This window comes from Paenibacillus sinopodophylli, assembly GCF_005930355.1.
GTDB classification, from domain to species: Bacteria; Bacillota; Bacilli; order Paenibacillales; family Paenibacillaceae; genus Pristimantibacillus; species Pristimantibacillus sinopodophylli.
Genome location: NZ_VDBO01000007.1, coordinates 66,074 through 78,976 on the forward strand (window position 1 = coordinate 66,074; position 12,903 = coordinate 78,976).

Here is a 12,903-nt window from a genome sequence, read left to right on the forward strand (position 1 = left end):
AGCTTGCCCAGCCTCCTACTTACCTATTTCCGAACTGCGCATGGTGCAGACGGCTATAGATGCCGCCCGCCGAGACAAGCTCCTCATGGCGGCCCTGCTCGGTAATGCCCTGTTCTGTAACAACAACGATTCGATCGGCATTCTTGATCGTCGCAAGTCGATGTGCGATAACAAGCGTCGTACGTCCTACTGACAGCTCGGCAAGCGATTGCTGAATCGCGGCTTCCGTCTCTGTGTCGAGCGCTGATGTGGCTTCATCGAGAATGAGGATTGGCGGGTTCTTGAGGAACATTCGCGCAATCGCAAGGCGCTGCTTCTGTCCGCCAGACAGCTTCACTCCACGCTCCCCGACAACCGTATCCAGCCCATTCGGCTGAGCGTGGATAAATTCCTCAAGCTTCGCTCTGCGTGCAGCCTGCCAAATATCCTCGTCTGAAGCGCCCAGCTTGCCATAGGCAATATTCTCGCGGATCGTACCCGCAAACAAGAATACGTCCTGCTGAACAATTCCGATTTGCTTCCGCAGCGAATCCAGCTTCAAATCACGAATATCGTAGCCGTCAACGGAAATACTGCCTCCTTCGATCTCATAGAAGCGCGGCAGCAAGCTGCATAGCGTCGTTTTGCCCGCACCGGAAGGCCCGACAAAAGCAATCGTCTCCCCTGCGCGAATCGTGAGATCAATATTGCTCAGCACCTTTGCTTGTCCTTCATAACCAAACGTCACATTGCGATATTCGATATCCCCATTGAGTCGATTAACTTCCTTAGCATTCGGCTTATCTGCTACATCCGGCGCTGTCTCCAGCAATTGTACGTAACGCTTAAACCCGGCGATCCCCTTCGGATAGCTCTCTATGACAGCATTAATCTTCTCAATCGGTTTGAAGAAGATATTAGTCAGCAGCACGAAGCTGATGAATTCTCCATATTTCAGGTCCCCTTTAATAACGAACCATGTGCCTGCAATAAGCACGAATACCGATACAAGTCTCATCAGCATATACGTAATGGAAGAGTTCAGACCAATGATTTTGTAAGAGATAAGCTTGGCCTCACGGAAACGCAGATTGTTCACTTTAAACAGCTTCTTCTCATGACTTTCATTCGAGAAAGCTTGGACAACGCGAATACCGCCAACCGTGTCCTCTACGCGCGCGTTGAAATCAGCCATATCCGAGAACAGGCGATTCGCCGCTTTCGTCATCTTGCCATTGAACATGAGCACGAGCCAAATAATAATCGGCACAATGACAAAGGTTAGAATAGCCAGCTCCAGATTAATAAACGCCATAATACCGAAAGCACCCACTAGCGTCATCGCGGCAATGAACATATCCTCAGGTCCATGATGGGCAACCTCCCCAATTTCAAACAGATCATTCGTAAGCCGCGAGATCAGATGACCGGTCTTTGTATTGTCGAAGAAACGGAAAGACAGCTTCTGAACATGATCGAACAGCTTCTTCCTCATATCCGTTTCAATATTGATGCCGAGCATATGCCCCCAATAGGTAACGACATAAGATAATAGCGTGTTGATGACATATACAATGAGAAGAATCGCGCAGGCCGTAACAATCAAGCCCCAATTCTCATCTGGCAGCAGCGTATCTATGACATAGCTGACCGCTAGCGGGAAGCATAGCTCAAGCACAGCTAGCAATACCGCACAGCAGAAATCCAGCAGGAATAGCTTCTTGTATGGCTTATAATAGGCAAAAAATCGTAAAAGCATCGTAAACCCCTTTCTCCTCATCGAGAATAATTTTCAACAACATGCAGCTACAAAGGCAAAACCTGCACTGCAGCCTGCTTGCCGCTCACTTGAATGCCCGACTGCTTCTTCCCGTTCTCCGCGAGATCCTTTACCATACGCTCCAACAGCTCCTTAGCCTTGGGCCCTTCCTTGCTGCCTTGTAAGCGGACGACGAGCTGGACACCATTGCCAGAGCCGAGCAGCTTCGCCGCCTGCCGCAGCTTCGTATCATAATCATGCTCCTCGATATGCGGAGTTAAGCGAAGCTCCTTCACCTTGCTCGGTTGATCCTTCACCTTCTCGCCTCGCTTCTCCTGATCCGCTTGCTGCTTAGCCTGTCCCTTTGCTACAAGCTTACATGGCGGCGGGCTGCTCATCAGCGAGGTGCACACCAAGTCAACTTTCAGCTCCCGCGCCTTCGCGAGCGCCTCATCGCGCGTTACGATGCCAAGATCCTCGCCCCTCAGACCCGTCAATTTTACCTCTGAAGCACGTATTTTTTCATTCATGATGACCATAGCTGCCATACCGTATATCTCTCCTCCAACGTAAATATGGAAAAAAGCAGCTCTTACGCAAGAGCCGCCGTTTTCATTTCTTCTATTATACGCTTTTCTTAGGCTTTCAGCGCAGTTTGTTTACGAATAGCAACAGCTGCTTTCTCCTTCGACTCCGCCTTGTTAAGAAACTTCTTGCCTCTCCAGCGCAGCACGGCCAATATGCCGCGTACGTATTCATCAAGTATCATGCAGGCATAGATGCCGATAAGTCCAAATCCTAGATGGATGCCGACAAAATAGGATAGCGCCGTCGCGATCAGCCACATCGAGAAAATCGACGTCCACATAATATAACGAGTATCACCTACGGCATTAAGCGCATTGCTAACCGCCATATTGATCATTTTGCCCGGCTGCAGCAGCAGGTTCATCCCAAGCAGCGAGACCCCAAGCGCTACGATTTCCTTATTCTCCGTAAACAAGCCCAGCAATTGCTTCCCGAATAGGAAGATTAGGAAAGCATTGACTGTCACGACGCCGAGCCCGATCCACATCGCCCGGAAAGCAAGGCCGTAAGCCTCTTTCACTCTTCCTGCGCCGAATAGGTGGGCAATCTGGATTTGAACGGCAAGTGCAATCGAGTAGCCAAGCATGAAGCAGAACGATTCGAGCGTATTCATATAAGTTCGCGCCGCCAGCTCATTCGCGCCGAGTATCGCCAGGAAGGTGAAAATCAGCAGCTGCGTGAATACCCAGCAGGACATATTGACGCCGAGCGGCCACCCAATATGAAGGATGTTGCCGAACAGCTTGCGATTAAAGGTCTTAAGATCACGCAGGCTGATCGTCCGATCGAAGGAGCCGAGGAACATAATAAACAATACAATTGTAGCGAGTAAGCGGCAAAGCACGGTCGAGATCGCTACACCCATCAGGCCCCACTTAGGGAAACCAAACGCACCGAAGATGAACGCATAGTTAAAAAAGACATGCACCACATTCATCGCAATGGCCGTATACATTGGCCCCTTCGTATTGCCTGTATTCCGAATCGATGTGCTGAGCGCCGACATCAGAGCGATAAGCACCATCCCTCCGCCTACGATCGAGATATACGTTTTGGCGAGCGGAATCAAATGCTCCGGAAGCTGAAGCAAAGCTGCAATTTGCCCTGGAACTGCAATCAGGAGAACGCTCATAGCAAGTCCAATAACGGCACTCACGTTCACGGCCATAATCGCTATCGTACGTGCATCCTCGCTGTTGCGGGAGCCGATCTTCTGCGCAATCAGAATGCCTGCGCCGCTCGCCACCGTAATAAATAGCGTTGTAAGCGCCTGAAACAGCTGGTTCGAGAAGCCGACCACCGCAACTGCGTCGTCGCTGATGCGGCTAACCATCAGCGTATCTGCTGCTCCCAGTAGAAACTGTAGAAACAATTCGATGAATATGGGCCATGCCAGTATCCAGAGCGAAAATTTTTTGTCAGCTAAAGCCATTGTGTGTTCCCCCTGCACCGACTGCTTGCATGCAGCCGATTCCGTTGTGAATTGATCATTCGTCATTTCAAATTATAGATGCTATACTGAGCCTGATGTATCACGTTTACAACCGAAACTATAACGATTCCAACTTCGATAACGAGGGAGCAGACAAACCAATGCCCATTATTCATATGACGATCCCGCCGCTCCCGCATTATATCATCGGAGGATATACTGTCGCCCCTGCAGGCCGTAAGCATCCCAGCAGGCGCAACATTGAGGTGTTCGACCTGCTCGTTGTGACGCGAGGCTGCTTGTATATCGGAGAAGAGGAGCAGCATTACGAAGTAAGTAGCGGCCACGCGCTTATTCTGCGGCCTGATGCCTTCCATTACGCTACGCTCGCCTGCCAGGAACAGACCTCGTATTTCTGGGTTCATTTCCAGACAACCGGGCAATGGGGCATGTCGGACGAGGCAATGAGAGAGGAGAAGGTCGAGGGAACGAAAGACAGAATCCTTACATCAAGCTTTTATACGACACAAACCTTCACAAAGCAGCTCCCCCAATTCACGAAGCTGCTCCAGCCCACCAAGATGGAGAGCCTTCTGAGCCAGTTGGTGCAGCTTAATATGAATGATCATATCTCCAGCGTCAAATGGAAGCAGCAGCTTGCGTTCCAAGAGATCATCGAGCACCTGTCTGCTTCTATGGAAGCACAAGGCCCGACTCCCTCCGCCTTGTGCGCGGAGCAAGCCGCGTCCTATTTGCGCGAGCATTACCGCGATACGATTACCGCACAGGAGCTTGGGGAGAGCATTAACTTCCACCCCGTCTACATTGCCAGATGCATGCAGAAGGAATTCGGCTGTGCACCATTCGATTATTTGATGAGCTTCCGCATCGAACGATCCAAGCTGCTGCTGCTGCAAACCGATCTGCCAGTTGCGCGTATCGGGGAAGAGGTCGGTTTCAACAACGCCGCCTACTTCTCCTCCTGCTTCGCTAAGCACGAGAACATCTCGCCGCGCAAGTACCGTCAGCGCTTTTCACACGGCTAAGCGCATTCTCACATCCTTATGAAAAAGACTGCCGAGCTTCCCCGGCAGTCACCTTCCACCTATCACAGCTAACTATTGATTCTATGAAGAAGACATCACACCTTCTCCATGACCTGCCTTCCCAGCAATCTCGCCTGCTGCCGGCTTCTTGCCCCAGCCTGTAAGCCACTTCCCCAAACGAATAGAGGGAAGCTCTACCCAATAATAGCTCATTGCCCCTGCAGCGAACGAGGCTGCGAAAGCAATCATTACGATAAATGGCGTATCGAGCCTCCCATTCAATAGATGAACGAGCGATAGCAATACGATCATATGGTACAAATAGAGACTGTACGATATTTTGCCCAGAAACAAAAGCGGCTTGCGCCCAAGCTGATTCGACAGCCATATGGAGGACAGCGCTGCCACAATGAAGATAGAAGCGCCGATTGCTGTCATCCAGTCCCCTCGATGCGGCATGAACCAATCATGGAAGTCCTCGCCGTAGCCAATCCATTTGAATGAATAACAGCAGAGTGCGGCAACGAGCAGCAGCGACACTCCCCAGCCGTTCAAACGCATGAAAAAACCTCTTAGCGTTCCCTGATATTTGGCCAGCAGCGCGCCTACAATGAAGAAGGATGCATAATGCAGCGACACAACAAAGTTGGTCATATAACGAGTCTCGAAATTCTCGAGCAGCATTTCCGCTCCAAAAGAAAGAACAAGCGCAATCGGAAGACCAAGCCTCCAGCCGCCTTTGATAATGACAAACATAATGAAAGGGAATAATAATGAAATCCGCATCTCATGAACCAATGTCCATAGAATCGGATCATAACGCGTCGTATTGTAATTGCCAACAAAGAGCAAATGATGAGCAATAGAGGACCAGCTTGGCGGGTTCACCCATAAGTTATTATAGTAGCTCGTCAAATCTGTTAACTTGGAGACATAGACCACTTCCCGCAGTACGATGGCAATTAACAGCGCAATGACAAACGGAATGTATATGCGGCAGATCCTCTTAATCACATACTTTGTATACGTTTGCTGACGGTTGCTGAAAAACGGCAAGGAAAGCACAAAGCCGCTTAACAGAAAAAACATAATGACAGCCTCATGGCCGCCCCAAATTGCGTGCAATGGCGTGTACTTCAGTAGGTTCAGCGGATAATCAAGCAGGCCTAGCCCCGAGGTATTCTGCACGATTGGTGTAAACACCATTAAAAAATGGCCGATCATAACGGCTAATGCCGCCAAACCTCTAAGTGAATCTAATTGTTCATAGCGCTGCACGCTGCGACTCCCCCACATTTACCGAATCTTCATCTTAACAAAGACGATTATAAGGGATAGGGGTACGCTTTGTCCGCAACTATTTTTATAATGTCTATACTTTGGAAGGAGATTCTCACAGGCCCCTAGACCTTCCTGCTCTTCTCCAGAGCTTAATGACACCTGCTACGCATAAACAGCATATTAATCCCGCCAAACCGCCTGTAAAGTCAAGCATGACGTCTGTCGCATTGCCAGTTCTCTCGTTAGAACCCCGTTGATTCCACTCATCAAGTATAGGAATAGCTAAAGCTACTAAAAGAGTAAGAAGTATGGATATCCATATGCGTCCACGAGTCATCGCGCGTAAGAACATAAACATTATTGCCGAAAGCGTTGCGTACACGAACAAATGCGCACCTTTACGGAACAGAAACTCCAAAAACCGATACGGATCTACATGTGAATTGATAACACTCGTTTGGTAACGAATTGTCACATTCGGCAGCCATCTCATAAGCTGATGATAATTCAGATGCCCCCTCAAAAAGGGCTGTATATTTTGCTCAGTATACGATTGTGATGAGAAAACAAACAACATGACTAGCCAACCTGCCAATATAGTTCCCAAAAGCACAACTGGTGCCCATCTCATCGCTTTATCCAAATCGCTCGTACCCCTCTATGATACATGCTATTTTTATCTTAATAGAAAAGACATAGAAACAAAATGCATGGGTCGTGCTCAGACGGAGAAAGTAAAAAAGACTACCTATAAAAACAAGGTAACCTCCTCGTAGTTGCTAAAGCACTCTGCTTCCCTATCTTGACTGATGATGAGAATTCTCCACATAATCAATATATGCACAAACCTTCTCACTTCCACACTCTCTTCCATACCGCACACAATCATAGCAATTTAACATTCGGTCGAGCGCTTGGCTTGCTCCCAATACCTCATCAGATTGGTAGGATTGGCTCATTAACAGCTTATCCACCATCTCTTGCCGCAACATCTCAATTGTTTGTTCCAGCTCATTTCTTTGCTGAATATTAATTCTATTAATCCCTTCCTACTCCTCTCCGAGGAAACTCAGTAATGAAACCTGTTCAACATATACGAATAAGATTCATACACCTGATCTATTCGTTTCCATTATGCTTTTGCCCCGTGCAGATTACTAATTCACTAGCTAATTATTTATCAATCCAACGTTCGGATCTATTCTTTATACACAATTAGACTCGTTCATTCCGAATTAATTTGAATGAATTGTAGATCTTTACTCAAACACGTCATTAGTTGACCCGTATTGTATCTCCTGTATGTATCTGGATAGTTTGTACTGATAGTGTAATGTATATTTTAGTTCTACGGTAGGGGTATATTGGTTAAATGTAATAATTTTTTACAATTCATTAACAACTTTCATGACTATACTATTCAAAAACGAAAAAGACCAGCTAGCCTATCTCAAGGAAACGGCAGCTAATCTTCACAAATCAACCTATCATTCTGTTGCAATACACTCGTGTCTCTTTAACAAGTTATTTCAGTTCAACATCGAGTAAATCATTTATTTCCTCAATCGTGTGACATTGGAACAATTGCCTGCTAAGCGCTTTGAATTCACTTAAGTTAAGTTCATTGATTGTAATCTGTATTTCACGATCTGTTATACCGAACTTCTCATTCAGAAATTCATTCAGCATGATCTTTCTGGTTTCCAGTTCCTTTTCATAATATACATACTCTCTATCTACTTCATATTCAGATAATACATCTGTATAGAAACCATCATATTGACCCTCTATATACTCACTAACGGCATCCATTTCATTGACCGTATGAGCATATATAGAAGTACCTCGTTTTTTCATTGCAAATACAAGTGCTGGGCTATATCTTTCTTGAGACAACGCTAGAAAGTTTATATCCTTTTCCTTAACATATGAAATAACTTCACGATCTGTCGCATTCGTTTGATATAACGTATACATATACTGTGGGAAAGGAAAAATCTCATCAATGACGTCGTACATGGTTTCTGAATATAGTTGAGGTATCACGCGCATTAGAATCTGAAACCCAAACGGTGCAGCATTTGCCACCAAATTTTCAAACTGCTTTCTCACGATTTCATGATCCGAATACTTCGTATCGGTAATCAGATACGCATCCGGATGGGCGGTAAGAAATTCAAATAAGCCTTCTATCGTTAAAGGTGTGTATGCATTTAAAATTTTCAGATTCTGAAACTGTTCTTTCGTAGGTGGAAGAACATTCTCGAGTTCACTTGGGAGCTTCTGCTGTAATATATTATACATAGAAGGTTCCCAACTTTCGCGTGCAACTAACTCCCCGTCTGAAGTTAACGTTAAATCAGCTTCAAATATTCTATGTCCCCTATGAATATAACTCTGTTCAAAAACTTCCTTGCAGTTAGTAAAATTAATGCCCTGAATTCTTCCTCCGCCACGACTAATCACGCGATTTCTTTTCCGTTTCCTAGGAGGATCGGCTTGAAATAAGCTTCCTTCACCGAACAACGTTACAAATGTATCGAAATAGGTTGCACTCACATTCGAGTCTGATTGAAATACAACAACATTAAATCCGCGATGATTCAGACTCCGTTCCAGATTACCCAGTTTTATGCTACTATTGTTTGCTGCGAGCGCCCCACCACTTTTGGCAATGACGGCAATTTCGTCACAAGCCCCCTCCCAGTAAATATCATCGTTCGAACACTCTTCAAATAATACGTCATATTCGCCACCTTGATTTTTCTTTGCAACCCATAAATAGCTATACCTTAACTTTGTTTTGTTCATTTGAGAGATACCAAGCCGCTTTAAATCCAACTCAACATCTATACTAATTTGCTGACTTGCATCATCTTTGACTGAAATGATTACGTACGATTCTTCAATCACATTACTCAAAAAATCTACTATGGTCTTTCCTTTAACTGTCTTAACGCTATAACCATTATTTGAAAAATAAGGAATGTGGCTGCTCTCGTGAAAGTAAATGGATTGGTTGTTAAACTCCAATGCTATATCCTTGAACGATTTTATCCACACTCCATATTGACGAAACATGCTGGACACATAAGCCGCATAAACTTTCTCTACCTTATTTCGATCGTGTATACTTGGCATATCAGATTGAGGGATATAGACGCTTCCCTTATTCATCAGGGATAAATCAGCCATTTTATAATTCATTTTTCACCTCGATTGGGACTGCGCGATAAACGGTTCGATCATCATACATCGTAACAAATGTATCTACTCTATTAGCGGCTTCAACCCTTGAATCTACGACATCATACACGACCATATTCATACCGCGCAAATTCGAGGAATATTCTTTACCTTCTATTACAATGCTAGAATAATTGCCGCTGTCATACCCTTTGCTTATGATCTGGATATCCATTGGAAATTTGAAACCATTAATTGTATCATCTTTTTTATAATTTTTTAACAAGGGCTCATCTGACCATTCTTCAAAAAGACTTACGTAGACGTTGTCGTATTTTTTCCAAATGACATTAATATAACTATTTCGCAAGTGCTCCCTCGTTAATTCACGAATGCCAAAATCGCTGAGCCTTTCTTGCCACTTATGATTTAATGCCTGAGATCCATCATCCTTCACGGATAGAATGATAATCGAAAATGGACTTGCCTCATTAAACAAATCGATAAAGCTCTTGCTGTTTACTAGCTGAATATTGTAATTCCGATCCCATAATACAGGCATCATGCTGGGATCATCAAAATAAAGAGTCATAGGCTGATTCGTTTGGGCTTCGATATCTTTAATATCAATAATGGAAATATTGTTTTGTTTGCAGAGCTCTTCAATAATTGAAGCTCCCCCACCTTGGCCTGACCAAAGCGGATTGCTTAATATCCTTTGCATATTCTCTTCGTCCGAAGCTATGACTTCTTCCCATCTCGAAAAGGAATAGTTTACCTCAACAGGATCGTTTTCTGTTTCTTCCAATGCATCCTCAGAAATTCCTACCCATTCATCCATTTTTTCCACTGCTTTTAAGACAGGTAGAATATTCTTCATGCTTATCATTAAGAAAAACCAACAGCTCAATAAAATAGCTGCACCGGCTTGCAACCATAATACACTCACAGAATCACTCCCGGAATTGGAATTTCTTTGATAGCACGATACATGCCATTATCAATATATGTCGTTGAAAAAGTATCTGCAACAAATTGCTCTATTACGTTACCTTTTCGCATATCTATCACTGCAAAGTTGAGACCTCTTTCATTGGAACAACAAGGTACTTGATTAACAAATAGCTCAGCTTTGTTTCCTGATAAAGCGCCCTGGCTTCGTAACTTCACATCAACCGGAAGAGACACTCCATTTAGTATCGAATTTTTCTCCCAATGGTGATCAATTGAATGTTCTGAAGTCTTTTCGTATAACGACATAAACCCTTTATTTTTATAAATAAGATTCACATAGCTATGTCGATACTTCGTCCTATTCAATTTGTTAATTCCGTACTTGGACATCGTCTCCAGAAATGATTCGGTGAACTGGTGTGCTGCATCATCTTTTGCAACTGCTACGACTAGTACATGATCCGGCAGGCTCTGCAAATATGCTGGCAATGTAATTGGGTTGACTAACTCAATCTTATGTCCCTTTTTCCGTAAAACGTCGATATAAAATTTATCTTCAAAATATATCGGTTTATCATTTGCATCTAAATCCAGTATCGAGAAAAACCGAATGTTTTTCTTACGTTGGACACGATAATATTCCTCAAGCTTGCTGATACCGCTTAAATCATTAATGGCAACGTTCATATGCCCTTGATCTAAGGCTAGTGGAATCGGAAGTACGATCGAGTCATCATTTACTAGGCTTAATATCTGTTCAATATTGGTTGAGAATTGGGCTGAAACCACAATAGCCGTCTCTACATCATCAGCCTTTTCTTCAATGACTAATTTATCATTCGAGATTAAATATGCTGATCTACTAATTTGCTGTTTACTGAACTCATATGCTTTTTTATTTTCTCCGGATACAGGTAATACGATCGTCTCTTTATCTCTATCGAATATTGTGCTATTAACATATTCACCTGAATCAGAAGCATATAATAAAGTATGTGTTGTGGCAAAAGAACCGTTTGGAAATTGTACTAAAGGTATGATTCTATCTTTGTCAGCAGTAAAAAGGCTTGTACCCATTCCATAACTGATTTTGGGTAGTCCTAGCAAATGAAGAAGCGTCGGGCCTACATCCAATGTACTTCCAACAATATTTAAATCAGGTGACTCGATTGCCACATCATTATCTGTTGCAATAATAAAGGGTACCTGTGCCATTCGCATCCTGTTCGTTGATTTAAGCATATTGGATTGCTGAATGCCCAATTCATCATATAATGATGCTAGATGCTCCGGCGAAACTCCCTCATGGTCACCATAAAATGCGAAAACCGTATTTTCCATAAGTCCTTCTTGCTTTAAAGACTCATAAAAGAACTGCAATGCTCGATCGGTGTAGTTAACACTCTGATAATATAAAGAAAGAAATTCGGGCAAGTCCTTACTCAATTTCAACCCCCATAACCTCTCTTCCAATTTAAAAGGAAAATGAGAAGTTAAGCTGATCATAAATGAAAAAAATGGCTTTTTCATTTTTTTAATCTTTTCAACGGATTGTTCAAAGAAAGAAAAATCAGATAACCAAGAGGACGCTTTGTCTTGAAGCAAATAATCTTCTTCGGAGAAGAATCTTTCAAATCCGTGTGTATTCATCATCGTTCGTCGATTATAAAAATCGCCTTTGTAACCGTGGTAGGCCATAGACTCATAGCCATGTTTACGTAAAATTTTAGGTAAGCCATAAAATTTTTTATCATAATGCTTATAATTCACAACATCATTCTGCATAGCATACAAAGAATGCAGCGAAGCCAATTCCGCATCAGAGGTATGCCCTCTTGAGAATTGGCTGAAAATATCTGTGAAGGCTATATTTTCTCTAGCTAAGCGATTCATGAATGGGGTTACTTCCTGCCCCTCAACTTTATAATGCAGTAAAAATTGCTGAAAAGACTCCAATTGAATGAGAATCACATTCATGCCTTTGTATTTCCCAAACCAAGAATCTTCAATTAATCTATCCTCGTTTACTATTCCGTTGCTGGCATACTCTTTCTGAAAATCCTCTTGTATTTGTGCTTGCTCTAAACTTCTTCTTCTATCCATAATCCAAGTAAAGTAATAAGATACGAACATGCCAAACGTATGGATCGGCATTGATCCATTGGATAACCGGTTCATTTGCCTTATCGTTATCAATATCACCATGGCCAATACTACATTTAATGTCCACCACAATATAGATGGAGATGCCTTTTCACCATTTGTAACGATGAACGCAATTATCACTTCAGAAAAAGTGATGAGATAGTAAATGTCGCTCCATCTCACAAGCCTTCCAGCAGCTTGAAATAGCATAGACCCATTTGTCTTTGCTGTACCCTTCACAAATAAAAACTGCTTAACTTGAAAAGCAGCAACAATGTTCCCAAAATATCTAAAATGAATCATGTTAATAAAGTATGCAATCGTAACAAATAAAACCAAAATCATAGCAGGATAAATACTCCATCCTGCTATGATTTTAATAATAATTGACGTTAAACTCGAAACAATAATTTGTTCCAGCGATACCCATTTCAAGCCACGAACTTTATTTAGAGCCATATTCCATGTTAAATGCCATATAAATATGGCAAGGCATATCAGTAGCGCCGACAACAGTTTCAACCCTCTCCCTC

Annotated in this window: 10 protein-coding genes; 1 reads left to right on the top strand and 9 read right to left on the bottom strand. The window is 43.4% G+C overall.

Going from position 1 to position 12,903, the window contains the following annotated elements; all coding sequences use genetic code 11:
* Positions 1–19 precede the first annotated feature (19 nt).
* From FGT79_RS21735 to FGT79_RS21745, 3 genes are all read right to left on the bottom strand, one after another.
* Positions 20–1,738, bottom strand: a complete 1,719-nt coding sequence (locus tag FGT79_RS21735) for an ABC transporter ATP-binding protein (RefSeq protein WP_138754945.1) — start codon at positions 1,736–1,738, stop codon at positions 20–22.
* 47 nt (positions 1,739–1,785) lie between these two features.
* Complete coding sequence (gene infC, locus FGT79_RS21740) at positions 1,786–2,277, bottom strand: translation initiation factor IF-3 (RefSeq protein ID WP_138755063.1); 492 nt, start codon at positions 2,275–2,277, stop codon at positions 1,786–1,788.
* A 98-nt stretch (positions 2,278–2,375) separates the two neighbouring features.
* On the bottom strand, positions 2,376–3,758 hold the full coding sequence (locus FGT79_RS21745; protein ID WP_138754946.1) for an MATE family efflux transporter: 1,383 nt from the start codon (positions 3,756–3,758) through the stop codon (positions 2,376–2,378).
* Between the two features lie 161 nt (positions 3,759–3,919).
* Between FGT79_RS21745 and FGT79_RS21750 the strand changes: the two genes are divergently transcribed.
* Positions 3,920–4,804, top strand: coding sequence for a helix-turn-helix transcriptional regulator (locus FGT79_RS21750; RefSeq protein WP_138754947.1), 885 nt, complete (start codon positions 3,920–3,922; stop codon positions 4,802–4,804).
* A gap of 81 nt (positions 4,805–4,885) precedes the next feature.
* Here FGT79_RS21750 and FGT79_RS21755 read toward each other — a convergent pair whose 3' ends face one another.
* The 6 genes from FGT79_RS21755 to FGT79_RS21780 all read right to left on the bottom strand — a co-directional run bounded on the left by FGT79_RS21755 (position 4,886) and on the right by FGT79_RS21780 (position 12,892).
* A complete protein-coding gene (locus tag FGT79_RS21755; protein ID WP_171056369.1) occupies positions 4,886–6,082 on the bottom strand; it encodes an acyltransferase family protein in 1,197 nt (398 codons plus the stop codon).
* 115 nt (positions 6,083–6,197) lie between these two features.
* The gene (locus FGT79_RS21760) at positions 6,198–6,728 is read right to left on the bottom strand and encodes a VanZ family protein (protein WP_138754949.1); all 531 of its coding nucleotides are present in this window, start codon (positions 6,726–6,728) and stop codon (positions 6,198–6,200) included.
* Between the two features lie 154 nt (positions 6,729–6,882).
* Positions 6,883–7,128: an aspartyl-phosphate phosphatase Spo0E family protein gene (locus FGT79_RS32630; RefSeq protein ID WP_425465038.1), complete on the bottom strand. Its 246-nt coding sequence runs from the start codon at positions 7,126–7,128 to the stop codon at positions 6,883–6,885.
* Positions 7,129–7,609: 481 nt separating this feature from the next.
* Positions 7,610–9,292 carry an interleukin-like EMT inducer domain-containing protein gene (locus FGT79_RS21770; protein ID WP_138754951.1) on the bottom strand — a complete coding sequence of 561 codons (1,683 nt, stop codon included), beginning with the start codon at positions 9,290–9,292 and terminating at the stop codon, positions 7,610–7,612.
* Entirely contained in the window at positions 9,282–10,220 is a 939-nt protein-coding gene (locus tag FGT79_RS21775) for an interleukin-like EMT inducer domain-containing protein (RefSeq protein ID WP_138754952.1), read from the bottom strand. Before FGT79_RS21775 ends, FGT79_RS21770 begins: the two co-directional genes overlap by 11 nt.
* Positions 10,217–12,892: a sulfatase-like hydrolase/transferase gene (locus tag FGT79_RS21780; protein ID WP_138754953.1), complete on the bottom strand. Its 2,676-nt coding sequence runs from the start codon at positions 12,890–12,892 to the stop codon at positions 10,217–10,219. Before FGT79_RS21780 ends, FGT79_RS21775 begins: the two co-directional genes overlap by 4 nt.
* Positions 12,893–12,903: the final 11 nt, after the last annotated feature.

Excerpts from the sequence above, each read along its gene's own strand:
- FGT79_RS21735 (WP_138754945.1), bottom strand. The coding sequence starts at position 1,738 with ATGCTTTTACGATTTTTTGCCTATTATAAGCCATACAAGAAGCTATTC.
- infC (WP_138755063.1), bottom strand. The coding sequence starts at position 2,277 with ATGGTCATCATGAATGAAAAAATACGTGCTTCAGAGGTAAAATTGACG.
- FGT79_RS21745 (WP_138754946.1), bottom strand. The coding sequence starts at position 3,758 with ATGGCTTTAGCTGACAAAAAATTTTCGCTCTGGATACTGGCATGGCCC.
- FGT79_RS21750 (WP_138754947.1), top strand. The coding sequence starts at position 3,920 with ATGCCCATTATTCATATGACGATCCCGCCGCTCCCGCATTATATCATC.
- FGT79_RS21770 (WP_138754951.1), bottom strand. The coding sequence starts at position 9,292 with ATGAATTATAAAATGGCTGATTTATCCCTGATGAATAAGGGAAGCGTC.